Annotated in this window: 21 protein-coding genes and 3 pseudogenes; 19 read left to right on the forward strand and 5 right to left on the reverse strand. The window is 34.9% G+C overall.

Annotation, left to right across the window (positions count from 1 at the left end; genetic code table 11):
* Positions 1-16 precede the first annotated feature (16 nt).
* The 5 genes and pseudogenes from ACP3T3_RS07890 to ACP3T3_RS07910 form a co-directional block, all read right to left on the reverse strand.
* A complete protein-coding gene (locus ACP3T3_RS07890; protein WP_426479360.1) occupies positions 17-1,315 on the reverse strand; it encodes a DNA methyltransferase in 1,299 nt (432 codons plus the stop codon).
* Positions 1,312-2,349, reverse strand: a complete 1,038-nt coding sequence (locus ACP3T3_RS07895) for a hypothetical protein (RefSeq protein WP_426479361.1) — start codon at positions 2,347-2,349, stop codon at positions 1,312-1,314. Before ACP3T3_RS07895 ends, ACP3T3_RS07890 begins: the two co-directional genes overlap by 4 nt.
* On the reverse strand, positions 2,349-3,047 hold the full coding sequence (locus ACP3T3_RS07900; protein WP_426479362.1) for a hypothetical protein: 699 nt from the start codon (positions 3,045-3,047) through the stop codon (positions 2,349-2,351). The genes ACP3T3_RS07895 and ACP3T3_RS07900 overlap by 1 nt, the downstream gene beginning before the upstream one ends.
* A gap of 2 nt (positions 3,048-3,049) precedes the next feature.
* Entirely contained in the window at positions 3,050-5,023 is a 1,974-nt protein-coding gene (locus ACP3T3_RS07905; RefSeq protein ID WP_426479363.1) for a hypothetical protein, read from the reverse strand.
* A 436-nt stretch (positions 5,024-5,459) separates the two neighbouring features.
* Positions 5,460-5,821 (reverse strand): annotated as a pseudogene (locus ACP3T3_RS07910) (XRE family transcriptional regulator).
* 135 nt (positions 5,822-5,956) lie between these two features.
* Between ACP3T3_RS07910 and ACP3T3_RS07915 the strand changes: the two are divergent.
* The 19 genes and pseudogenes from ACP3T3_RS07915 (at position 5,957) to ACP3T3_RS08005 (ending at position 24,495) form a co-directional block, all read left to right on the forward strand.
* Positions 5,957-6,472, forward strand: a complete 516-nt coding sequence (locus tag ACP3T3_RS07915; protein WP_426479364.1) for a hypothetical protein — start codon at positions 5,957-5,959, stop codon at positions 6,470-6,472.
* A gap of 1,288 nt (positions 6,473-7,760) precedes the next feature.
* Positions 7,761-9,380, forward strand: coding sequence for a T9SS type A sorting domain-containing protein (locus ACP3T3_RS07920; RefSeq protein ID WP_426479365.1), 1,620 nt, complete (start codon positions 7,761-7,763; stop codon positions 9,378-9,380).
* Between the two features lie 4 nt (positions 9,381-9,384).
* A complete protein-coding gene (locus ACP3T3_RS07925; RefSeq protein ID WP_426479366.1) occupies positions 9,385-12,177 on the forward strand; it encodes a hypothetical protein in 2,793 nt (930 codons plus the stop codon).
* A gap of 3 nt (positions 12,178-12,180) precedes the next feature.
* Positions 12,181-15,885, forward strand: coding sequence for a DUF6443 domain-containing protein (locus ACP3T3_RS07930; RefSeq protein WP_426479367.1), 3,705 nt, complete (start codon positions 12,181-12,183; stop codon positions 15,883-15,885).
* Positions 15,886-15,891: 6 nt separating this feature from the next.
* Positions 15,892-16,224 carry a hypothetical protein gene (locus ACP3T3_RS07935; RefSeq protein WP_426479368.1) on the forward strand — a complete coding sequence of 111 codons (333 nt, stop codon included), beginning with the start codon at positions 15,892-15,894 and terminating at the stop codon, positions 16,222-16,224.
* A 236-nt stretch (positions 16,225-16,460) separates the two neighbouring features.
* Positions 16,461-16,666 (forward strand): annotated as a pseudogene (locus ACP3T3_RS07940) (RHS repeat-associated core domain-containing protein); the annotation flags it as partial.
* Positions 16,667-17,524: 858 nt separating this feature from the next.
* Entirely contained in the window at positions 17,525-17,815 is a 291-nt protein-coding gene (locus tag ACP3T3_RS07945; protein ID WP_426479369.1) for a hypothetical protein, read from the forward strand.
* 190 nt (positions 17,816-18,005) lie between these two features.
* Positions 18,006-19,043, forward strand: a pseudogene (locus tag ACP3T3_RS07950) (RHS repeat-associated core domain-containing protein); the annotation flags it as partial.
* A gap of 7 nt (positions 19,044-19,050) precedes the next feature.
* Positions 19,051-19,476 (forward strand): hypothetical protein, encoded by a 426-nt coding sequence (locus ACP3T3_RS07955; RefSeq protein ID WP_426479370.1) that lies wholly within the window; start codon positions 19,051-19,053, stop codon positions 19,474-19,476.
* Positions 19,477-19,521: 45 nt separating this feature from the next.
* Complete coding sequence (locus ACP3T3_RS07960; protein ID WP_426479371.1) at positions 19,522-20,025, forward strand: hypothetical protein; 504 nt, start codon at positions 19,522-19,524, stop codon at positions 20,023-20,025.
* A 40-nt stretch (positions 20,026-20,065) separates the two neighbouring features.
* Positions 20,066-20,242 (forward strand): hypothetical protein, encoded by a 177-nt coding sequence (locus ACP3T3_RS07965; protein WP_426479372.1) that lies wholly within the window; start codon positions 20,066-20,068, stop codon positions 20,240-20,242.
* Positions 20,243-20,358: 116 nt separating this feature from the next.
* Positions 20,359-21,138: a hypothetical protein gene (locus ACP3T3_RS07970; RefSeq protein ID WP_426479373.1), complete on the forward strand. Its 780-nt coding sequence runs from the start codon at positions 20,359-20,361 to the stop codon at positions 21,136-21,138.
* Positions 21,139-21,141: 3 nt separating this feature from the next.
* Positions 21,142-21,687: a hypothetical protein gene (locus tag ACP3T3_RS07975; RefSeq protein ID WP_426479374.1), complete on the forward strand. Its 546-nt coding sequence runs from the start codon at positions 21,142-21,144 to the stop codon at positions 21,685-21,687.
* 316 nt (positions 21,688-22,003) lie between these two features.
* The gene (locus tag ACP3T3_RS07980) at positions 22,004-22,369 is read left to right on the forward strand and encodes a hypothetical protein (RefSeq protein WP_426479375.1); all 366 of its coding nucleotides are present in this window, start codon (positions 22,004-22,006) and stop codon (positions 22,367-22,369) included.
* 2 nt (positions 22,370-22,371) lie between these two features.
* Positions 22,372-22,593 carry a hypothetical protein gene (locus tag ACP3T3_RS07985; RefSeq protein ID WP_426479376.1) on the forward strand — a complete coding sequence of 74 codons (222 nt, stop codon included), beginning with the start codon at positions 22,372-22,374 and terminating at the stop codon, positions 22,591-22,593.
* 47 nt (positions 22,594-22,640) lie between these two features.
* Entirely contained in the window at positions 22,641-22,940 is a 300-nt protein-coding gene (locus tag ACP3T3_RS07990; protein WP_426479377.1) for a hypothetical protein, read from the forward strand.
* Positions 22,941-22,975: 35 nt separating this feature from the next.
* Positions 22,976-23,497 (forward strand): hypothetical protein, encoded by a 522-nt coding sequence (locus tag ACP3T3_RS07995; protein ID WP_426479378.1) that lies wholly within the window; start codon positions 22,976-22,978, stop codon positions 23,495-23,497.
* The gene (locus tag ACP3T3_RS08000) at positions 23,498-23,848 is read left to right on the forward strand and encodes a hypothetical protein (RefSeq protein WP_426479379.1); all 351 of its coding nucleotides are present in this window, start codon (positions 23,498-23,500) and stop codon (positions 23,846-23,848) included. It begins immediately after the preceding gene.
* Between the two features lie 452 nt (positions 23,849-24,300).
* Positions 24,301-24,495 (forward strand): hypothetical protein, encoded by a 195-nt coding sequence (locus ACP3T3_RS08005; protein WP_426479380.1) that lies wholly within the window; start codon positions 24,301-24,303, stop codon positions 24,493-24,495.
* The last annotated feature ends 371 nt before the right edge of the window (positions 24,496-24,866 follow it).

Consider the following 24,866-nt stretch of genomic DNA (forward strand, 5'->3'; position numbering starts at 1 on the left):
GCGAACTATTCAAATCCTAAATAACATTTTTTTTCAGCACAATAACACTTTCACGTAATTTACTCGCGATTGACTGCTGTTTACTTGAATTGATGAATCTAGCGGTCCTGATTTCAAGTGCTTCATAACCTTTTGTCTCAGCAATTTTCGCTATTATTGTATCAACTTCACAGATTTTATTGCCATACGCTGAATTTGATACATTAATATATAACATAGCACCTGGTTTCAATTTAGGATGAAGATTTTCAAATATTGACTGCATATCACAAAAATATCCTTTGACCATGTTTGGAATATTTTTGTTCCACAAGCTTGGTACCGTACTTAGATGATCTAGAAATTCATTTAGTTCAGGTATATTTGGACTATCCTTTTCCTCAACAGCAATCTGCACATGAGATGTTAACGCGGATGATCTTAATTTTCTCTCCTCAACAAATTTGCTAACGTATCCTAGCATCCATAGTTCTAATCTATAAATATCTGTGTAATCTCGAGAGTTTAAATATGGAGGTGAGGTTATAACTATATCTATTGTATTATCTGGCAGATTGTTGACAAGCTCTCTACTGTCACCTCTAAATACATTTACATAATTATGGGTTCGTACCGAAATATTCGCCTTACTTCGTATGTCTATAAGTATTACGTTACGACAAAAATCTATAAATAGCTTATGTACCTCTTTTCTTTGGATATTATTATACTGCCAGTTTTTCTTAAACGACAAACATTTACCATTTCTAAAAACATTACTGATTCCAACGAGATGATTTCCAAGTGCTACTTTGAATAAATTAAAATACTTGTTAAAGCTTACTGGGAGGCTATTCATTTTTTCCAAAATATCCGTGATTCCCTCGCGAACTGGATCATTGAAAATCCATCTTTCTCTTCCTTCAGTTTCAAATAGTGTTTTCGTTTCTATTTCAGGAAGTGGTTGGCTGTGCTCACACGAAAAAAGATAAGCTTCAAATTCGTCAATTAAGACAGCAAATTCATATGGATCATAATCAGTCCGAAGCTTTGCGCGTATAACATCATAGAAAAAAGGACTATTTTCAATACCAAAACATTTTACCCCCAGATCCTGACAAGTTAAGGCAGTTGTTCCAACACCCATAAAAGGATCAAAACAAACTTCTGGCATTTTTTCCTGCTCTCCAAGAATTCTTCTTACAAATTCACTGGAATAACCCTCTACCAAAGAATACCATCTATGTAATGGCTGGTATTTATTCCCAGTAAACGACACTAAATCACTATATAATTCTCTACAATCTTTGTATACAATCTCTTTTGTCTCAATCATTTTTTTTCTCTTTTCACTATTTCTTTCGCCTTTTCTGAGCTTGATGTAGGATCCAAATGCAATACTACAGGCGGATTAGAAATATTCTCTTTCCATGTATTGGTCGCATTATTCCATCTAAAATCTTCAGGATTTTTTCTTGCATCATATATCAACAATATACCTGAAACACAGCTTGGCTCAGCTTCAATATATAAATTCAATTGCTCCAAGCCTTCGTTTGCTTTATCGTGAGCCACTGTCCCATCATAATTATTACCGCTACTTTTCCCAACCCATTTTATTTCGATTATATACACATCATGATTAGGCACAGTTATAATCCTTACATCATTACGATCATTTGTATTATTATTCCGACATTCCTCATCAATAAAACCTCCTGACAAATTATTCTCTAAAAAATTTGCCAATTTTTTACGAAACTTATTTTCGGGTGCAGCTACTAACTCATATTTTGACTTATTCTGCCAATATTCAATCCCTCTCTCACCCTCAATTTCAGTTTTATAATGTCTATCCAATAACTTCCTATATTCATGTATTGGCAGCATTGATTTAATATGCCCAACTTTGTTTAAACTAAAAAAATCGGGAATATCTTTTAGTATTATCTGTTTATGTGTTATTTTTAGTTCTGTGCCCTTGACAAAAATGTATAAAAAATCGTTTTCCTGAGAAGATTCTGCGACTTCCTCAAGATTTCTGAGCTGCACTCCATTGAAAGGATTTGTGACAAAATTGTTTCCATGAATGTCTATATATATATTTCTTGACCCACGTTTAATCAAATGCTCATCTAAGTTTGATGGCTCTAAATAATTCGTTTCTCCAGATGCTACTTCATTAAAATCAATAATAAATGTTACCGGTCCTAGATCGACATTTTTTATATATGCGTCAGATTGTACTAATTTTAATAGTTTAGTCCAGAAGAGATTACTCTCTAATGGGGAAACTTTCGGAAAAGCTTTATAGAGCTTCGCAATTATACTTGAATGTAAAAAAGCTAGAACATCTTCAGACCCACCCATTATGAATATTCTATTAAATAATTATTGTAAAAATGGTTAAAGAAAGCTGTCAAAATCAATTCAGCTTCAAATCTTTCATTTGTAAACGAGAACATATCCCTGTTTTCCTCAATGTATTCTTTAACAAACTTAATTGTTTGTGCAGTTGGTTTATCGGTATCATTAAAATCTATAAGTGCTCTAAAATGAGAGTTTTCCTTTGTTTCCTTAAAAGTGTAATCTTGGTAAACAATTCTTACAATTTTGTCCAAACCATCAAATTCGTTATCATTTTCAGCAGAATCAAGTTCTGAATATATTAATGATAATTTACTTATACAACTGATCCACCAATATTTTTCCTCTTCAACCGAATATTGCAAAAGCCTCTCTACAGCATGTATTCCGCCCTCTGCTATTTCATACAGAGCAATCGCATTTTTATCCTTAATAATTTCAAAATCTTTAATCTCAACTAGTCCATATGCTACCAAATGATCAACTATATTTTGAATATCTTTGGAATAAGGCCCTCTTTGAATCCTTTGAAACCTAATAATCGACAGTATAATTTCCTTCACAGGCGCTAAAGCAGCGGAAAGATATAAAAGTTTTTGAAGAGCAATTTTAGATACAGATTTACCTTTGCTCACATGGATTGAATGCAATACATATAATATTTCATTTGAATTATGAAAATTCTCCAATTGTAAAATCATAACTAAACCAATTTTAATGATCTTAGGACTTTTTTAAATTCTGGCATGGAGTTTATTTGTGTTGTTGAAAGCTTTCCAAAATCAAGATAGTTTAAAAGTCTGTTTTTTGATTTTTCAATTCCATCAGATAGTTTTACCAGAAAATCCTCCTTACTAAAATTTGTAATAAGAATAAACGGTAGATTTACCTTACTAAACTCATTGAAAGCTGAAGCCAACTGCACAGTACCTGAAATATCAAATGCGCCCTCAGTCGTTTCCATTATTATAAACGGAGTATTTTTACTCTCCTGCTGATACAGTTCCAGAAGTGAGATTCTAAAAAGATATTCCATAAAAATTCGCTGCGATGTACTACAGTTTTTCATTTCATATCTCGTCTGACCATCAAATTCAGGGACATAGGATTTCACCTTGATTTTCGACTCTTTTGGTTTGCCTTCAATGGTTGTAAGGACACAATCAGTCTTAAAATATTTGGAGGCATATTTTACAAAAATTGCATTAAGTTTATCCTCGAACGAATTTATTACTGCATTCAATTCCTCATTTTTATTGTTCAATTTTTCCTTTGCTATTTTCCACTTTTCCCTTTCCGGCTCAATCTCCTTTTCATAATTTATAACTTGTAGTTCAAGGCCTTGTATTTGGGTATCGTATTCCGTGATCTGCTCCTCAGGATTCTTATGTAGTTTGGAAAGTTGAATTTTTTGATCATATATTTGGATAGCAAGTACATTAATATCCTTATCAATTTTTCTTTGCGCTGCCCACATATCATCAAGTTCCTTGGTTAAAACATTTTTTTTACTTTGTAGTGGCCTAACCTCTTCCGTAGCACCTTTTAATTTACTTTGTGCTTCCTCCAATTGAGCTAAAACATTTGAATTGTCCAAATCCGGATGCACCAAATCCAATGAAGACTCACATACAGGGCATTCATTCTTTATTTCTAAGCTTCTAACTATCTCTTTTACTTTTTCCGATTTAGGGCTTTTATTGCAGTATATACATATCCCATAGTGTTTAAGCTTATGTATTGACGTAAGTACAGATTCATCCGAATATATATGTTTAAATAGTTGTGACTCAAATTGTCTTACCTTATCTGTATATTGTTCATATGCTGCCGAAATAACTTCTATATTTCCATCAATTTCCCGAATCTTATCAGTCAAATACTGAATATTCTCTAGATTTTTATCACGGAGCTCAATATTTTTATCAGATTCAGCCTTAAGTTTGTTTAAGCCGTATTCTATATTTATCTTTTGGTCATAATCCTTTCGTTTACCCAATTCCTCATTTCTAAGTCGGATAAGTTCATCAATCTGTTTTTCAAACTGGGCTTTAATATCTGTTTTCCCTCTGACCTTTGTGTCTAAATCTTTAACATCTTTTGCAAGGCTTTCGTATTCTGCCTGAAATCCAGCTTGATTGATCAAAATTCTTATTAGCTTGGATTGATCACCGCCTCTATTATCCCATATAAGATAATTACCTTCCTCTTGTCTGATCAGAAATTTTTGGAGTAAAAAAGTTATATCTGATAAAGAACCTATGCCGGTGTATTCTTTTAAAAGTCCCTCGTATACATCTTCAATATTATCACACTTTTCAGAGTTGTATTGATAATCATCAACTCGTAAATATAAAACTGTATACTCAGTTATCATCCGATGGATTTCAAATTCATGCTCCCCTACAGTGAAAACAAGTTTAATCATAGGTTTGGCATTGTCATCATTAGTACCTCCTCTATTTTCGAAATAATCCATAGGAATCTCTGAATCTGGACCAACCATACCATATATTATCAAAGCAGTTGTGGTAGTTTTTCCAAGACCATTAGTTCCTACAAAAAGATTCATCCCTGAATGCACATCATATTTCCAATTTTTTGAAAAAAGATGATAGTTTTCTACCTCAATGCTTCTGAGAGCAGGTAGTTTTATAAAAGTAGAGCTTGCAGACATTTGTTAAATTAAGATTACGTAATTTACAACAATAATTCAATCCTACTAAAAAAGGAGGACTATACTCGGACAGATGCCTTAATCTTCACAGAAATTCATCAGTAGTTGACCAAGTAAACTTCTCCTATCTTATTGCCGTAATCCATTATCTGGATGGGCATTATTTTTCAATAAGATGGTTTTTATTTTAGAAACGCTAATATATAAAAATAAACATGTATTAGCTGTCCGTATTTTTACGGAAATCCGTAAAATAATCATATCTTTTTAATTAATATAAGTAAAGTTACCCTATACTGAGTGTAGTTAGATTATTTAAATATGAATAAAAGTTTATTAACATATAAAATTATTGAAATACATAAAGAAGTTCTCCTTATTAAACGATAAAATAAAAAGGTTCAGCCTGTGCTAAACCTTTTTACATTTTATTAAGTTATCCCTTCTCAATCAACCTCTCAAACCTCCCCATCATCTCATCCTTCTCCTTCAGCATCCTTTCATAAAGGGTAATCTTTTCATCATACAACTCTACAATTTTATCTATTGGGTTAAATATACAATTATAGTTCATTGCAGAAGCAACCGAGTTATCTTTAAATCGTGGAAAGTATTTGAAATGATATTGATCGCTTGTTCATCGTTAAAATTCTGAAACGCTTCCACCGGAATTTTCAATACTTCAGAAATTCTTTTCAGCAAAGGATCTTCAATAATTTCTTTCTGTTCCAGCAGAGAAACTTTCTTCTCCTCTCCCATTTCATCATTTCCTTCATTACACACTCTTTTTTTCTTCAAAAACCAAGAAAAAATAAACTCTATTATGTTGTTTTTATTTTCTAATGAACATGCGCTAAAAATCTTACAACAGCCTATTTTTCTATGCTTTACACTCGCTATATTTGATCATACAAACCCAAAAAACACAATAGCATGGCACTAGACAATTTAATCAGTGTAAGCTTTTCAGAAAGCGATTTACAAACGATCGACAAAGCAATTCAGGACATACAGACTGTCCTTACAGGGAAAACCATCAACCTTACTCCGGACCAGAGACAGCAGTACGGAAGAATTGCAGAACAGAACAAACTCTTCGTCAATAAAGCCAAAACCTATATGGAACAAAATGTTCAACATGTTCCGAATTTCCTCGATAAGGCAGAATTCGACAGAGATTATACAGCCAGAGAGCAGATAGAGCAAAGGCTGCAGCTGTTAGATTCCCTGGTGGAGCAGCTTTCCGATACCAAGGTATTGCTGGATCACGATAACTATCACAACGCCATCAGCTTCTACCGGAGCATCAGATATCTTTCCGAAGAAAATGTACCGGGCACCAATGTGATCTACGAAGGAATGAAGCAGTTTTTTGTAGCGGGACAGACAACCCAGCAGACCCATGTTCCCCCACCCTCTGCCAATAATGGGAATCAGCCAGAAGAATAACCTTGAGAAATAATTGAATCGAAGAGCATGTGAAAACGTGCTTTTTATGGTGAGCTGTCTGCCAATGTTTGGTTGGAAATCGCAAAGACACAAGATCTTATTATAAGAACGTTTTTTAAAACGCAAGGATTTTATCTCCGGTAAAATTCTTATATCCCGGTATATTTACTTGCTGAAAATCTTTGATTTTCTTGCGCCTTTGCGATTAAAAATAAAATAAGGTAATTCTATACAGTTTTACATTAACCTGCTATCTTATTATGACCCTTTCATTCTGATATAACGCAGTAAATGAAGAATCTAAGCTTTACATGAAATTCCCTTCGTCAGAAATCAAAGATTCGATGTAGTCAATGAGAATCGTGCAAAATTGCATATAGCCGCCTAAAATAATAAGTCATGTTATCTGTAGAAACAGGATATTTTTTAAACGCAAAAGTTTTATTGATCCGAATTTATGATTGGTGGCTGTGCCACTGATGAAGCCAGATGGAGAGTGATGATGTTTCTTAAAATAATATTTAACTCTGCTTATACCCTTCATCAACCCTCTCCAGATAGTATAGTAACCGCCTCTACCCCTTTGGATAAAGGTCTCTACCCCCTTATATAAGTATCTGGAGCCCCTTGCACAACCCCCTCTCCCCCCCTTACCCAAGGGGGTAAAGCCCCTTCATGAAGGGGGTGGAGACCGTTCATAAAGTCCCTGCAGAGGCTTGCTGAAGGGGTTGGAGGGACTTTCGAAGGGCCTGGGCGCATTTCTGAGCAATATTTATAGTGGCTTTAAACAAAATTTACGCTTTCCCGTAAGCAGAAGATTAAGATCTTTAATAATATTACTGCTTCAAATAATTTATTTTTTAAAGATGAATCATCATAAAAAAGTCTGTATGCTTTTAAATAATACGACACGTTCTGTCGCTGCCAGAAGCTATTTTTGTATAACATCAAAATCATATGTGTACAAGTATGTTAAAAAACGTTAAATTTGCCGGATTTTTATAACCAGGTTATAACGGCTAAAAAACAATAACTATGAAATTTTTATTCAATTACATTCATCCGGTGGATATTCTTCAGCTGCTTTTTACATATTTAAAATCCTTTTCATATGTACACATCAGACCGGTTTTATGCACATGAAATACAATATTTTTTGTACCCCAAGAATATTATTTTGAATAGTTTTGAATATAAAGGATGCTGATTCTCAGAACATCATAGGTAAAAGAGAACCGGCTTCACCATAATTTATTATAATAACAATGTTAACTTAAAAAATACGGGAATGAAAAACCTTTATCTCGGAGCGCTCACCTTAGGCGCTGTTCTGGGCACATCTGCCCAGGAAGTGGTATGGCAGAAAGACATCCAATCCTCTACCCAGGATTTTCTCAGCCAGGTCACCACAACCATCGATCAGCAGTATCTGATCACTGGAAGTTCTATACAGTCAGCAAGCGGGAAGCCGGAGGCGGGAAGCAAACAAAACAACGGTTACGATTTTCACCTGGTCAAATTAAACCAGCAGGGTGAAAAAGTCTGGGAAAAATATTTCTCAGGACAAAACCATGATTATTTATCAGCAACTGTTACCACCCAGGATGGCGGATTTCTTCTGGCCGGAACCACGTATTCTGGAAAAGGGCTGGATAAAAAAGACGACTCCAACGGAGGAGCTGATTTTTGGTTGATCAGGATCAATGAATTTGGGGATGAATTATGGCAGAAAACATTAGGCAGCTCTTCCGATGAAGAAGCCAGAGCAGTGATTCAAACGACAGATCTGGGATTTTTTGTTGCCGGATCCTTCGTCTCCGCTCAGGATTCCAAAATGAAAGGTTACGGCTCCAAAGATGTCTTAATTACCAGATTGGACAAAGACGGAAAAGAACTCTCCCAATTAATTTTAGGCGGAAAAGGGTTGGATGAAGTGGAAAAGATGATTCCAACGAAAGATGGCGGAGCGTTACTGGGAATGTATTCGAGGAGTTCTGAAGTAAAGGCAGGAAGCGGGAAGCTGGAGGCTGGAAGTAGTGTGAAGAACGACTCTTATTCCAAAGCCAGCAGTAACTTCGGTGAAGGCGATTATTGGATTGTGAAGCTGGATAAGACCGGAAAAGTTGAATGGGAAAAGAATTTTGGAGGTAAGAATGATGATCATATCAGAACCCTGGCGTTAACTTCAAATGGCTTCATCATTGGTGGAGAATCCAGATCAGAAAGATCAGGCAATAAAACGGTTGGAATTGAAGAAGGAACAGACCTCTGGCTGATTTCTTTAAATGAAAAAGGTGATGAGCAATGGCAAAAATCCTACAACTTCAAAAACAGAGATATCCTGATGGGAATGAGCGTAGTAAACGGAAGGATGGAAGATGGAAGCGAGAAGTCTAAAGGCGTTCTGCTGGGAGGCTATACCCAGGCTGAAGGAAGAATAGAAACCGATGATGAAACCTTCTGGATGCTGTATTTGGATCAAAATGGAAATGAGCAGTGGAGAAAACACGTGAAAGGAGAATCCAGAAAGAAAGAAGAAAGACTTTCTGATTTAAAGCTAAACAGAGACGGCTCCATTATCCTTGCCGGAACCAGTGCAGAAGAACTCGGGAAAGAAAACTGGAAAATAGTAAAGCTGGGCGACAAACAGGTTGACCAGCTGATTGAAAAATACGATATCAAGATCTACCCGAATCCTGTATCTGATTACGCGTATGTAGAAATCGGATTTGACTTTAAAGAGGCCGATATTCTGTTGTATGATATGAGCGGAAGACAGTTACAAAGTATAAAAACCAAGAATAAAGTGACTAAGATCAACACCCAGGCTTTGGTGCAGGGCGCGTATCTGGTGGCTATAAAAACGGATAACAACAAAACGGCGAATGCTAAATTAATTAAAAAATAACATCATGAGAAAAAAATATAAGATTATAGTATTCCTGCTTACGTTTTGTTCAGGGCTATTATTTTCGCAGGGTGCATCAAGTGAAAATTTCACCTCTGCACCTTCAGCTACATCGATACAAAGTTTTATCAATGCTCCAATCTCTTTGTCTACTGGGATTCCGGACATTAACATTCCTTTCTTTGCGCTGGCTACCCATAACCCGGGAATAGGAATCAATGTAGGAATATCTTACCATCCGAATAATTCTGCTAAAACAAGCAGAGCTTCAGATGTCGGATTGGGCTGGTCCTTATATGGAACAAGTTGTATTATTTACAGAGCAAAAAGTCTTACAGCCGAAAGTGAACCTTCTACTACTTATTACTATTCCTTTATGGGATTTAATGGAAAATTCTTATTAAAAAACGATCCGCAATTAGGGAAATATACGCTTCCTGTTACTGAGACTAATCTGGATTTCACCTATATGGATGATGACACTTTTAAGGTTGTTGACCCATCAGGAAATACGTATTTTTTTAATAATAAAGACCAGAATATTTTCAAAAAATCTCAAATTTACAGATCTTATGCTTCGACTTATTACCTTACTAAAATAAAAGACGTTCATCAGGTCGAACAATTACTATTCGAATATATAGAGGACAGTTATGTCCCTAGTCTTGAAACTCTTCCTATGAAAAGTTTAAAGGTTAGTAAAGTGACTTCACCTGATTTCGGTTCTATACAATTCAGCTATAATCTTGACGAAACTCTTAGAAAAAAGTTTTCAGACCCCTATCAGCTGCACACTGTAGCCTTGAAAAATAAAGCAGGAAAAGTGATCCAGAAATATACCCTGCAAAATGAAGGAGGTGTTTTTATGTATACTGATCCTGCTCCTTCTACTTGCCCTCTGGATCTGGGAGAATTGATTTTTAATGAAAAAAGAAAACTGAGTTCTATCCAAAAATATGGAACTTCTTCCCAATTTGAAAAAACCAGTTTTGAGTATATTGAACTGCCTTCTTCAGAAAATAACTGGTCAGGACTTGACTGCTTGTGTCTTAATGGCCCTGGAAGTGAAAGATACATGAAAGTAGGCCTTCTCAGCACCATCAAATATCCTACAGGAGGACAGACCCGCTATGAATTTGAACCCAATCAGTACGAAGTTAAAAAGACCCATATATTTGACCCATTGTCTAATTCTGATGAACAGTATGTCGCTCCACATGAATATATGGATCATGATGCCCAAATATTGGAAGATATAGGAACCTTTAATTTTGATACCCATTTTACAGATACTTATACCTTCAATCTTCCGTCAAACCCGGATGATTCTCAGGGAGCAAGCTACTTGGTATACTGTCTGAATGTTGGGGCCTATTACACAGATTCTCCGGTATGGGAACCCGGGACAATTCCTAATCTGGCTGTTGAACTTACCTCCGGAGTGATAGGAAGCGACTGGAATAAAAAATTTATGCCGGGAACGAATACCTTCAAAGTCTCGGGAACAGGCGGCGGAGGTACTGTTACCATCAAGAGAATCAGGTACAGATCTATTCCGCTTCCCAACTATACTACAACGGGTGGATTCAGAATCAAAAAAATAGAATTTCTTGAAAATGGAGTTCCAGTAGATTCTGAAACCCGTTATTATTCTTATCAGCAGTTTGATGATAATTCTAAAACAAGTGGTTCTGGGATCTGGCTTAAAGACCATACGGTTGTCTATAAAAATGTGAAAGAAACTATTGGCCAGAATAAAGGATATGCCAGGTATTATTTTAAAACTTTAATGGATCATCCTGATAACCAAAACCCTTCAAATAATTTCTCTCACTATAATATATTGATTAATGGTATTTTGGATAAAAAAGAAGTTTTTGATGCCAGCAATACTATGGTGGCAAAAGAAGAAAACATATACGAATTAACTCCAACAGGATTCCCATACTCTCTTGATGATAATTCCAATTCAGGTTTTCCGGTAGAAAACTCTATTGTGACGAAGCAAACCAATAAAACGAGCTCTTTTGTTGGGCAGGATGCTATTTCTTCAACTATAGAATCTACACGAGAAACCATAAACCTTAATATTACTGGTAAAAAGACGATTACTCCCGAAGGAGATATTCTGGAAGAAAATTATAAATACCCAAAGCAGGCGGCTATCCGTTTATTTGCAGCAGGGGTAAGAGACAGGGTTATTACTACTGAATCCAAAAAAAATGGGATTACGCTTTCTAAAACAGAAACCCGGTATGATGATACTACACATTTATATCCAACTTCTGTCATAGGTTTTTTACCTGATGATCTTACCCAGTCTTTTAAAAATGCTGTGAATGATATTTATGATGACAAAGGGAATCTTGTGCAGTACAGAGTATTTCCAAATCCTGCGGATGCGGCTACAGGAGGAATTCCCACTACTGTAATCTGGGGCTACAACAAAACCATGCCGATTGCTAAGATAGAAGGAGCAAAACTATCGGATATTCCGGCGGCACTCATTACAGCGATTGTTAATGCATCCAATGAAGATGCAGATGCTGTTCCGGCGAATGAGGCGGTAAAAGAAACCGCCCTGATCAATGCACTGAACACCTTCAGAAAAGATGCTGCTCTTAAAAATTTCGTAATCACAGCTTATACCTATGATCCGCTGGTTGGAATGACCACTACAATTTCTCCAACCGGAATGACGGCAAAATATCAGTATGACTCTTTTGGCAGGCTTCAGAAAGTCATCAACAATGAAGGAATTACGGTGAAAGAATACCAGTACAACAACAAAAACTAAACGATGAAAAACAATATAAACATCATCCATGCAGGAAGACTGAAGATTAAAAAATATGTTTCAGTTTTCGCTTTGGCTCTTTCTCTGTCTGCTTTTGCACAAACCACGACAGAGAACTATGTCTACAGCAAAGTTTCTTTATCTGAAAATGGCAGTAAGAAATCAGAAACCATACACTATTTTGACGGTTTGGGGAGACCTAAGCAAACCATTCAGGTAAAATCTACTCCTTTAGGTCAGGATATTGTAATGCCGGTTACTTATGATCAGCTGGGAAGACAGACCAGAAGTATTTTGCAGGTTCCAATGCCCACTTCCAACCTTGGGATACAGAATGTTTCTGAAGCCACAGCCAATGCTTATTACGGTGTTCCCAATGCGTATTCCGAACAAAAACTGGAAGCTTCTCCTTTGGCAAGAGTTCTGGAAACCGCAAGCCCCGGAAGTGAATGGGCCATGAACTCCGGGCATACCCGAAAAGCAACTTATGAAATCAACAAAAATTCAGATAAGGTAAAGAAGTTTTCCTTTACCAACTCATGGGTCAGCGCGACTACTATTTCATCTGTTCCTGCCGTTTCTTTTTATAATGAAAAGGTATTGGTGAAAAATTCAGGAACGGATGAAGACGGTAATAAGACCATTGAATTTACCAATGGATTGGGGCAAAGCATTCTGGTCAGAAAAGTCATCAGTGCTACAGAAAATGCGGACACCTACTATCTTTACAACGATTATGGGCAGCTTATCTATGTCATTTCCCCGAAAGCAGAGGCTCAGATTACCTCCAATAACAATGTGGTAACGCAGCAGATTCTAGATAATCTCTGTTATCAGTATAAGTATGATAATAAGGGCAGGCTGGTAGAAAAGAAAGTTCCCGGGAAAGGATGGGAATATATGGTTTATAATCAAGCTAATCAGCTTATTCTAAGCCAGGATTCAGTCCTTAAAGGAAAAGGGCAATGGCTTTTTACCAAATATGACCAGTTTGGAAGAATCGTTTACACTGGAATCACAAATAATTCTGCCGGCAGGGCATCGATACAAAACAGTGCCAATGCCAATGCAAATTTATATGAAACCAGAACCGCTACAGCGGAACTCACCATAAACGGCATGCCCGTATATTATACTAATCTCTCCACTCCTACCGCTGTTACCCAGGTCTCAAGTGTTAATTATTATGATACTTACCCCGGATACAGTTTTAATCCTGCATTTCCGTCAGCAATTTTCGGGAAACCTGTTCTATCAGATAACCTTACGGGAAATGTAAGTACTAAAACTTTACCGGTAATGAGCCTGGTAAAAAATATAGAGGACGACAACTGGACGAAAAACTATAATTATTACGATGCTAAAGGAAGAGCTGTCGGCGGATATTCAATTAACCATCTTGGAGGTTATACGAGAACAGAATCTGAACTTGATTTTGCTGGGGTTCCTCTTCAGGTGAAAACCTATCATAAAAGACTAAGCACGGATACGGAAAGGGTGATCACTGAAATTTTCACCTATGACAATCAAAACAGACTGCTTACCCATACCCATCAGGTAGACAGCAATACTCCGGAGATCTTAACTCAGAATAAGTATAATGAGCTTTCACAGCTGCAGTCCAAAAAAGTAGGCGGAACTTCCGCGGCTTCTCCCCTTCAGACTGTTGATTACACGTATAACATCAGAGGATGGATCACAAAAATCAATGATCCGGCAAACCTGAACGGGAAGCTTTTTGGCTATGAAATAAAATACCAGAATCCTGCTTATACCAATATTGCTCCCGGGAAGTTTAATGGAAATATTGCAGAAATCGACTGGAAGAATTCATCTGAAAACGTTTTAAAAAGGTATTCTTATTCCTATGATGTCCTTAACAGACTGAAAGATGCAATCTATACAGAACCGAATGCAACCAATCCTTATAACAACAATTATAATGAGAATCTGACCTACGACCTCAACGGAAATATCGCCACGCTGAGAAGAAATGCTTTTCCGGTATCAGGAACTACATCTACCCTTGTGGATGATCTTACCTATCAGTATACAGGAAACCGCCTGAATAAAGTCATAGAAAGCTCACTGAATGATACCGGCTATGAAGGAGGAAATAATGCCATTGCCTATGACCTGAACGGAAATATGAAAGACATGCTGGATAAGGGTATACAGTCTATTGGATATAACTACCTGAATCTTTCTGATAATTATACCATTTACCAGACAAGTCCGTTGGGAGGAACTGCCAGCAGTACTATAAATTATCTTTACCGTGCAGATGGAACCAAGCTTAGAAAAACGTTTTCCACGACTCCACTGCGTGGGTCAACAAGTACCAGTATAATAGATTATCTGGATGGTTTCCAATACAGCTATTCTGAAGGAGGCGGAATATGTTTAACATGCAGAACCGGAAATGCATATGAACAGCAGGCATATAAAGGAATTTCCGGCATTGAACTTCCAGGACAAGGAGTGTGGAATTTAGATTTTGTCCCTACCTCAGAAGGAGCATACAGTTTCACAGAAAACCGCTATATTTACCAGTACAGAGATCACCTGGGAAATGTCAGGATAAGTTTTGCAAAAAACAGCGAAGGAGCTCTTGAAGTTACAGATACCAACAATTATTATCCGTTTGGTCTCAATCATATTGCAGGAATGTCAAGTATATCCGGTTTTGGAAATTATTACTCGTATAAATATAATGGGAAAGAGCTTCAGGAAACAGGGATGTTTGATTACGGAGCAAGAATGTACATGCCGGATCTGGGAAGATGGGGAGTTATTGACCCATTGGCAGAAGTGTCCAGAAGGTTTACCCCTTACCATTATGGGAACAACAACCCGATAAGATTTATAGACCCGGATGGAAGGCTTACCGTAGATAACCTGCAGGGAGGATATAGTACAGGAAGTGCTGTAGCAGATTTCATGTTTAGAACCGGTTTAAGTTCAGATGAAAGAAATATGCCGTTATTCTACCGTAATGAAGGTGGAGCAATGATAGAAACAAAAGCCTTGGGCAATGAAGGACAAGGTGGTGGTAGCGGACCTAAGGAGGGGCCTAAACCCGGTATTTTTAAGACAATAGGTAATTTCATTGGAAGGCTATTCGGTAAAAGTAAACATGCTGTTGCAGGTGTTCTCACTGTCGGAGCTGCTACATTTGAAGGTCTCGCTCCTCCAGTAGAATTTGGCTCAACTGTAGCAGAAATAGCTACCTATGCAAGAATAGGCTTATGGAGTTTACCTTTAATGCTTAATGGAGATAGTGGCTTTTCTGCAAATTCTAAACCAATTACGGGTGCTATTGATATTCCTGTTACAACAACGGCTGATGAATCAGAGCCAGAAGAAATGATTACATTATATAGAGGTGTCCATGGAAAGCATCCAGATCTAATTAATGCATATATGGGAAGTGCTACCCCTTGGGGAGGGCCAGCAACAGCACTTCAACATAATAGAGGTGATAATAACAGTATGTTCACTTCTTGGACCACAAGTATAAATGTAGCAAATTATTCTGCATCTAGAAGAGGACCAGGTGGAATAATTTTGAAACAAACTTTTCCAATGTCTAGATTATCATTTTTTGATAGACATAATGAAGGAGAAGTACAAGTATTTGGTCCTGTGTTTGGTGCACAAACAATTAAACCATGGAATACCGGAACTTGGACTCCATACATAAAATAATGAATTATGAATGATACTATAATAAATGAATTGTATGATATAAGAAACTATTTAGATCAAATAGTTTCTTATTTAAAGAAATTAAGATCTAATTCAATTACTCTTGATTCATTTGTTCAAACGAAAGAACATCTGTATGAGATTTATAATGATAGATTAGACTTAAGTATTTATCAAGGTAACCATTTTGAAGGCTTGGGTGAGGTAGTGAAGCGAATGAAAAATACAGAGTTAAATAATATAAGATTATCCTATATAGATGGAGATAAGAGAAGTTGCTCCATTTTTAGCAGTGATGATTATAGTATTATTCTAGGTATTATTTTTTACGATAATTAATAGATTACCTTATCTTTCTGTGCAATAGCGGTAATGTTCCCAACATGTTGGTAATAAATTAGAGTATTGAAAATCAATACTCTAATTTTAAAAATAAGAATAAAAATCTCACTTAAAATGATATTGCTGATAGCCAGAACAGTAGAAAAGAGAAAATAGGTCATTTAAAATATTGAAGATCATACCAGGTGTTTCAGATGTGTTGGTAGCTAATCCGGAAGTGATTATTTACAAATAAATATAATGGGAAAGAGCTTCAGGAACAGGTATGTTTGATTACGGAGCAAGAATGTACATGCCGGATCTGGGAAGATGGGGAGTTATTGACCCATTGGCAGAAGTGTCCAGAAGGTTTACCCCTTACCATTATGGGAACAACAACCCGATAAGATTTATAGACCCGGATGGAAGGCTTACCGTAGATAACCTGCAGGGAGGATATAGTACAGGAAGTGCTGTAGCAGATTTCATGTTTAGAACCGGTTTAAGTTCAGATGAAAGAAATATGCCGTTATTCTACCGTAATGAAGGTGGAGCAATGATAGAAACAAAAGCCTTGGGCAATGAAGGACAAGGTGGTGGTAGCGGACCTAAGGAGGGGCCTAAACCCGGTATTTTTAAGACAATAGGTAATTTCATTGGAAGGTTATTTGGTTGGAATAGAAATAAAGTAAATGTTGGTCCTGCTGAAAAAATAACCGCCGAAGATTATAGTTCTAGTGGGAGTAGGCTATTTGGGTTGATACAAAATGCAAATTACAATCCTATGGCTGAATATCGCGCACGTCGTGATAACCCTTCTTATAATGAAGGAGAATCTAGTCTGGACAGATCTTTTAGACTTATGAATAGTTCCCACATAGAAATAATGCAGGACTTTGGTAGCGGTGGATACAATATGTTTGGTGGATATGGCAGACTTGCAAAAGCAACTAATGCAGTAGCGGCAGCAGAAGAGACAGGTAGTAGTATATCTAAAATATTTTCTTCAACTGATGAATTTGATCCACTTGTTACATTATTTAGAGGAACAACAGGATCAGAAAGTGGAAGTTCACTATTATTCCTAACTGATGATGCTGCAGTTGCTTCAACTTACATAAAAAATGGTGGCCAATTGATGCAATATGAAATTAGTAACTCAGGAATATATCAATTAAGATATACTGGGCAACTTGATGTCTATAAAGGAATTAACCAAGGTTCAAATGTAATTTCTACTGAATATAAATTTATAGGAAAAGATGTAGTTAATGCTGTCAATAAATTGGCAAAACCTTATCCTTAAACTTAAAATAATATGAATAATAAAAAATTTTGTTGTGAAAGATTGGAAGGTGCATATAGTGTGCAGAATGGATTTGGTCTTAATTTTAGAATTGTAAAATTTACAGAACCTCTGTACAGTAAATTAAAGCTTATTAATCCAAACATGTTGGATAAAGGATTTGTTATGACATCAGGTTATATTCATACAATTAATGATGAAAAAACAAAGAGTTTATTCATAAATAACTGCCCTTTCTGTGGGCAAAAATTAAGTGATTTTTATAAATCTGATGATTATGTACAAGAAATCATAAAAGATTGATAATGTTACACCAAGCGGTAATGTTCCAAACATATTGGTGATAAATTAGAGTATTGATTTTCAATACTCTAATTTTTGAATTTAACGTAAAAACACCAATAGCAGCGCAGAAGTTCTTGAAGAAAACAATTATTATCCTTTTGGTTTAAAGCATCAGGGCTATACCTTTTTAACTGGAAATCCTGCCTATAATTATCAGTATAACGGTAAAGAATTACAAAAGGAAACCGGCTGGAATGATTATGGCGCCAGGATGTATATGTCAGATATCGGAAGATGGGGTGTCATAGACCCATTGGCAGAAACCTCCAGAAGATTTACCCCATATAATTATGCTTTTAATAATCCGATAAGCTTTATAGACCCGGATGGAAGACGGGCCATGTCGCCGGCGGAAGGACTACAAATTAATACTTCCTCAGAGTCTGCATGGTGGTGGCCATCAAGGAAATATGCAGCAAGTCCTAATTCTACCAATCCCAACTGGTCTCCAGAAATGGAAAAACCATGGACAGGAGGTGGCGGAGAAACTTTTGGGAATACCCAGGCTTACAGAGACCTGGTGTTAGCTACACAAAATGGAGGAGATTTTTCACTGAAAAGCCATAATGGATATATGAGCTGGTGGACAGGAGGTGCTTTAGGAGATGCCAATACAGCTCAGGAAATGATTGCGCATATGATGAAACTTGGTGAGAATGCATCAAATAATTGGTACAGTCTTGCAGGAAAAGGAAACTGGTTTTTTGGTACTGCAGGAGTTTTGAGTGGTACTGCAGGAGTTATTGACTCTCATAACATGTATTCACAAGGTATTAGGAGAGGAATATCTGGAAATTATCAATTAACAGGCAGAAACTTAAGCCAATTTGGTAAGATGGCAATGACTGATGCAACAAAACCTGTTTCTAATATTGCAAGAACGGCAAAATTTATCGGTCATGCTTCTTTTTACATAGGTGTTACGGCTGATGCAATAGGCATAATAAATGGAGATGTTTCGGTTGGAAAAGCTCTTATAAATACAGGATTTGGTGCCGCAGGTAACTGGGGAGGATCCATCGGAGCTTCTCTAAGTACTGTATATTTTGGGATAGATAGTTTTTATCCTGGAGGCTGGCCTGCTATGTTTGATGATGGGAATATTGCTCAAAGAAAACTAGATGAGGGGTTTAATCAGGCGGGACCCTATAGAATTAACCTTTTTGGAGCTCATGAACCAAAATAAAATAATTATGGAAAAAATTAAAAAAGCGTATTATTACTTTTTTTATAAAATTTATAAATCAATAGAATATACTTCTGAAATGGTTGGAGGTGCATTTTGGACTGACTTTAAAACAGGTATTGTAATAGGAACTTTAGAAATATGGCTTCTTGCTTCAGGATTGATTTATTATTCTATAATCAAGAATATTAAACTGAACCTTACCATCACAAATCCTATAGTATTGATTCCTATAGTATTACTTTTTATATTGAACTATTTTGCATTTATCCGTACAGATGTGTGGCAAAAATATAACGCAGAATTTGATAAATTGCCAAAAGATAAAAATAAAAAAGGAGCAATTATTGTTTGGGCAATTATTGCTTTTATTACTATTAATTTTTTTGGATCAGCTTATTATTTGCAAAAATATATTCTTAAATTGTATTAAAAAACATAGTAGAATATTGAAATTGAATACTTTATTTATATAATTATGAATAAAATAGAAAAAGCATATTATTATTTTTTTTATAAAATATATAAACATTCAAAGGGCTCTATTTTCCCTGAAAATTTTACAGCAAGTATATTTTTAGGTACTTTAGGTATTTGGTTTACTATTAGTCTATTAAACTATTATAATATTTTTATTGACAAAAGTATCAATTTTACAAAAGGAGTTTATATCGGAATTGCTGTCTTTTTTTTACTCACATCTTATATAACTATAGATTATAATAATACTTGGAAAAAATATAATCTGGAATTTGACCAACTCTCTAAAGAAAAAAATAAAATAGGTGGTATTATAGTTTGGAGTATAATTATACTGGTTATTATTAATATGATATTTTCTTATTATCTATTATTTGAAAGAGCTAAAAGTAATCATACTGGGCCATATTCAAGGGAATATATTGAACAACAAAAAATAAAAGATTCATTAGAGAATATAAGATATAAAAAAAGGATGGAAGATATTAGACAGGGTAAATAATTGAGTAATGTTTCAAACATGTTGATAATAAATTAGAGTATTGGTTTTCAATACTCTAATTTTAAAATACAATGGGAAAGAGCTTCAGGAAACAGGTATGTTTGATTACGGAGCAAGAATGTACAGCCGGATCTGGCAAGATGGGGAGTTATTGACCCATTGGCAGAAGTGTCCAGAAGGTTTACCCCTTACCATTATGGGAACAACAACCCGATAAGATTTATAGACCCGGATGGAAGGCTTACCGTAGATAACCTGCAGGGAGGATATAGTACAGGGAGTGCTGTAGCAGATTTCATGTTTAGAACCGGTTTAAGTTCAGATGAAAGAAATATGCCGTTATTCTACCGTAATGAAGGTGGAGCAATGATAGAAACAAAAGCCTTGGGCAATGAAGGACAAGGTGGTGGTAGCGGACCTAAGGAGGGGCCTAAACCCGGTATTTTTAAGACAATAGGTAATTTCATTGGAAGGCTATTCGGTAAAAGTAAACATGCTGTTGCAGGTGTTCTCACTGTCGGAGCTGCTACATTTGAAGGTCTCGCTCCTCTAGTAGAATTTGGCTCAACTGTAGCAGAAATAGCTACCTATGCAAGAATAGGCTTATGGAGTTTACCCTTAATGCTTAATGGAGATAGTGGCTTTTCTGCAAATTCTAAACCAATTACGGGTGCTATTGATATTCCTGTTACTACAACGGCTGATGAGTCAGGTCCAGAATTTGAATATTTTTATAGAGCAATGTCATATAATGAGTACAGTACAGCAGGTGGATATTTAACACAACGATTAAATGATTCAGGAATGGAGATGGGAGAAGGACCATACGTAACACGAAGATTAGAATATGCACAAAAAGCAAGTTTCAGCTTTGGATATTCTGATCAATATGATATTATTGTTCAATATACTGTCCCAAGAGGCACTTATGAAATGTTTAAAAATATTTCTCTTCCCGCCAGAGGAACAACAATGAGACAAAGTGAGCAATTAGGGCTACCTATTAAAAAGAGAGAAGATGGTGATTATAACTTTTCCTTTTATGGCCGAAACACAGCAATTTTTAATTCAACCATTATAGGATTACCACAAATTATTTCAATAAAAAAATAAAACATGCAAAATTTTAATTTATTTATTTCAGCAATTGATGATGATGATGATGATCAAATTGAAAATTATAAAAAAATATTATTAAATAATTCTAATAATTTTTTTACTGAATTATCAGATTTCGTTGTTGATAATTCAAAAGAATATGATAGGCTACAATATATTGTAGATTTATATAACATATTTGATATTTCTCAGAAAGAGTTAGATATTGTGAAAAAAGTTGGAAATCTTATATTTTCATTGTATTTACAAATAATTGATGATCTTATTAAAAATAAGGAAGAATATTATATATATAGTTACATAGACTTTCTATACACAAATAATTCTTTTTTAAAAAAACACGAACAACTTTTCTTTGAAAAAAGTTTTGATGTTCTAATCTCAAACTTAAATAAAGAAGAATCAAGTTGGTTTATTATTTCTTGCTACAGATTAGTTGATCTATATTTTCAATTTGATAAGGATAACTTTTATATTGAAAAATATTTAGTCGTTGGTGATAACGAATTAATAAAAGATTATATACAGCTTAAAATCCGGTAATGTTCCAAACATGTTGGTAATAAATTAGAGTATTGATTTTCAATACTCTAATTTTAAAAATAAGAATAAAAATCTCAATTAAAATGATATTGATAGCCGGCACAGAAGAAAAGAGAAAATAGGCTCATAAAAAACAAATTCTATTTAGAATATCAGCAAGCTCATTAGTATCTTATGGCTTGATTGGAACGCCTGTCCCAAATAATTCAAATCCTTTTTATGGACAAATACGACCTGCAATTCCTATGAATGTAGGAACATTTAGAGCATTAATTCAAACCACTGCCCCAGCTTGGCAACCTGTAAAATAAATTATATGAAAGAAAGAGACGTAATTATAAAACAAATTCAAGAAAAATTAGAAATTGAGCTAAGACCAGAAAATATCTCCAAAATGACTTTGGATGAATATAGAGATTTTATTATTTCAATGTTTGAATATATAAATTTATACAAAGATAAATATCTTTTGACATCCTTAGATTTTAAGGAATTTGCAAATAATTTTGTATATAATTATGAAGATGATGGTTATGAAGATAATTGTGGCGAACGAGTAAGATTTTTTATGGATGAATTAGCTATTTTATATACTTATCATCCACCATTTTTTTGGGATTCTAACTTTGAGGATTTTAAAGGTAAAATGAAAAGAAATGTCACGAAAGGTAATGGTTTATAAAAATGGTAAAGAAATTATATGGAAGAAAGAGATATTATCATAAGAAAATTTTAGAAAAATTATATATTGAATTTAATCCAGAAAATCTCTCTAGACTCAGTATAGATCAGTATAGAGATTTCTTCTTTTCAATATTTGAATACATAAATTTATATAAAAATAAATACCATTTGACAGAAAAAGATTTTGTTGAATTTAGCAAGAATATAGATGGAACGGGATAGATGCCCTTTCAGAATCCTATCAGTCTACCAGTCCTTATGCCTATGTGATGAATAATCCTGTATTGAAGATTGATCCCAATGGAATGCTTTCGCAGGCTTTTATGGATGAGATCAGCAGTTCAGCATCCGGCACCACCTGGACCAATAACAATAATGGAACCTTCACCAATAACTGGGGAGGAGTGATGAATGGCCAGGGAAGAGCTTTAAATTATCGCTTATCTGCTATAAATTCTCTTACTAATGATGGAGGAGGTTCTGAAAGATCTAATTCTAGCTTTTGGAAGGGCACAGGTATTTTTCTTAGAAAATTATTTAGCAGAGATAAGGGGCAGGAATTAGTATGATTGTACCTGGGGCTGTCATTTCCAGAATTCCTGCTTTGGAAATAGTAAGTGTAACATTTAGAGGAATACTTTCTTCAGCAAGCTTAGATGCTGTTGTATTAGGTATTACAAGAGCAGGCTTATGGAGTTTACCTTTAGTGCTTAATGGAGATAGTGGCTTTTCTGCAAATTCTAAACCAATTACGGGTGCTATTGATATTCCTGTTACAACAACGGCTGATGAATCAGAGCCAGAAGAAATGATTACATTGTATCGAGGAGTATGCATAGGACACTATGATTATAAAAATGCTTTACAAGGCAGAGCTGTTCCACTTGGTGGGCATAGTGATCCTAAATTACATAATTGGGGAGATACGGAGAGTATTTTCACATCTTGGACTACAAACGAAAATGTAGCTGCAAAATTCGCAAATAAAAATGGCGGTGGTGTGATTTTAAAAAAATCTTTTTATGTTCATGAGATTGTACCTAGTCCTGACAAATATAACGAGCAAGAGATATTAATTCCTGGAATAGTAATAGGAGCAATACCAATAATAGTAAAAAGTAAATAAATGGAAACAAGCAATTTTCAAAAAATATTAAATTTATTTAAAAAGCAAAGTGATAATTATTTATATGCAACTATATATAATTATTTAAAGTCCATAGATAAACTTGAATATATTCTTATTGATAAAAATAAGGCAAATTATATATATACTGTAAGAAATGAAATTAATAATACTGTAAATGAAAGTTTAAAAATTCAAGGGTATGACGATTTATTAAATAATCTTAATCTATTTAATAGTAAAAAAGTAATTATTAGCAACTTTGATTATAACAAAAAGGATTTCACCATATTTATCAATGACAAAGAGACTAAAATATTAGGAATATTATGGCGAGATATCAATAAATAAAAATAATATCCTTTGTTAATGAAGAGCTTACTTTTGGGCCTTTAAGTATAATATGCCATCCTATGGTAATATTCCAAACATGTTGGTAATAAATTAGAGTATTGATTTTCAATACTCTAATTTTTAAAATGTGAATAGAAAGATCAATTTAAAATGCTATTGTGGATAGCCGGCACAGAAGAAAAGAGAAAAATAGGCTTTCTAAAATATTGAAGATCATATCAGGTGTTTCAGATGTGTTGGTAAAGAAACAGAATATTTATCATATGCAAATGAAAAGGAAAATTTAAAATATCTATTCCGGCTAGTAATAACAAGGGCATCGGTTTTAGACTTACACCATTCATTCAATTAGGTAGTAGGGAATCCTGTCGGCAATTGGGGAGTTAATACAGGAATGAAAACCGCAGTTAAAAAAGGTATATATCAATTAGGACCAAAATAGTAATATCATGATAGATTTTGTATTTGGAGGATTTGGTTTTTTTATAAGATGGATTTTTGTATATAAATTTAATTCAAAAAAAATGTCTGAAGCATATAACGTTAATATAGAAAAAGAAGGAGCCAAAAATAATATGGCTGGTTTATTTTTGATACCTATAGCTATTGTTATTAGTTTAATAATTAACCACTTAGATAAATGACAATATCGTAAACAACAGATGTAGCGTTGGAAATTAACACTTTTACATGGTAGTATATCAGATGTTTTGGTGAGTTAAAGCTGGATAATGTTCCCAACATGTTGGCAATAAATTAGAGTATTGATTTTCAGTACTCTAATTTTAAAAATAAGAATAAAAATCTCACTTAAAATGATATTGTGGATAGCCGGGGTAAACTTCCCTATTTTTGTAGCCTTCCCTGTTTTCAAACAGTTGATAAATATAAATACATTTTCTATATTTTCTTATTACAACAGCCAAAACCCGTTCCTATTGAATTCCCGTACCGGCTGAAACAAAAAAACACTTAATCAAGAACAATATTTCCGAACTCCTACGCCCCTCATAAT

The organism is Chryseobacterium sp. CBSDS_008 (genome assembly GCF_049959325.1).
Taxonomy (GTDB): Bacteria; Bacteroidota; Bacteroidia; order Flavobacteriales; family Weeksellaceae; genus Chryseobacterium.

What these genes read in the sequence shown, in the direction of transcription:
- ACP3T3_RS07945 (WP_426479369.1), top strand. Translation starts at nt 17,525, where the DNA reads ATGAATAATAAAAAATTTTGTTGTGAAAGATTGGAAGGTGCATATAGT.
- ACP3T3_RS07900 (WP_426479362.1), bottom strand. Translation starts at nt 3,047, where the DNA reads ATGATTTTACAATTGGAGAATTTTCATAATTCAAATGAAATATTATAT.
- ACP3T3_RS07930 (WP_426479367.1), top strand. Translation starts at nt 12,181, where the DNA reads ATGAAAAACAATATAAACATCATCCATGCAGGAAGACTGAAGATTAAA.
- ACP3T3_RS07905 (WP_426479363.1), bottom strand. Translation starts at nt 5,023, where the DNA reads ATGTCTGCAAGCTCTACTTTTATAAAACTACCTGCTCTCAGAAGCATT.
- ACP3T3_RS07980 (WP_426479375.1), top strand. Translation starts at nt 22,004, where the DNA reads ATGAAAGAAAGAGACGTAATTATAAAACAAATTCAAGAAAAATTAGAA.
- ACP3T3_RS07935 (WP_426479368.1), top strand. Translation starts at nt 15,892, where the DNA reads ATGAATGATACTATAATAAATGAATTGTATGATATAAGAAACTATTTA.
- ACP3T3_RS07970 (WP_426479373.1), top strand. Translation starts at nt 20,359, where the DNA reads ATGCCGTTATTCTACCGTAATGAAGGTGGAGCAATGATAGAAACAAAA.
- ACP3T3_RS07920 (WP_426479365.1), top strand. Translation starts at nt 7,761, where the DNA reads ATGAAAAACCTTTATCTCGGAGCGCTCACCTTAGGCGCTGTTCTGGGC.
- ACP3T3_RS07955 (WP_426479370.1), top strand. Translation starts at nt 19,051, where the DNA reads ATGGAAAAAATTAAAAAAGCGTATTATTACTTTTTTTATAAAATTTAT.
- ACP3T3_RS07925 (WP_426479366.1), top strand. Translation starts at nt 9,385, where the DNA reads ATGAGAAAAAAATATAAGATTATAGTATTCCTGCTTACGTTTTGTTCA.
- ACP3T3_RS07960 (WP_426479371.1), top strand. Translation starts at nt 19,522, where the DNA reads ATGAATAAAATAGAAAAAGCATATTATTATTTTTTTTATAAAATATAT.
- ACP3T3_RS07985 (WP_426479376.1), top strand. Translation starts at nt 22,372, where the DNA reads ATGGTAAAGAAATTATATGGAAGAAAGAGATATTATCATAAGAAAATT.
- ACP3T3_RS08000 (WP_426479379.1), top strand. Translation starts at nt 23,498, where the DNA reads ATGGAAACAAGCAATTTTCAAAAAATATTAAATTTATTTAAAAAGCAA.
- ACP3T3_RS07915 (WP_426479364.1), top strand. Translation starts at nt 5,957, where the DNA reads ATGGCACTAGACAATTTAATCAGTGTAAGCTTTTCAGAAAGCGATTTA.
- ACP3T3_RS07975 (WP_426479374.1), top strand. Translation starts at nt 21,142, where the DNA reads ATGCAAAATTTTAATTTATTTATTTCAGCAATTGATGATGATGATGAT.
- ACP3T3_RS08005 (WP_426479380.1), top strand. Translation starts at nt 24,301, where the DNA reads ATGATAGATTTTGTATTTGGAGGATTTGGTTTTTTTATAAGATGGATT.
- ACP3T3_RS07890 (WP_426479360.1), bottom strand. Translation starts at nt 1,315, where the DNA reads ATGATTGAGACAAAAGAGATTGTATACAAAGATTGTAGAGAATTATAT.
- ACP3T3_RS07895 (WP_426479361.1), bottom strand. Translation starts at nt 2,349, where the DNA reads ATGGGTGGGTCTGAAGATGTTCTAGCTTTTTTACATTCAAGTATAATT.
- ACP3T3_RS07990 (WP_426479377.1), top strand. Translation starts at nt 22,641, where the DNA reads ATGAATAATCCTGTATTGAAGATTGATCCCAATGGAATGCTTTCGCAG.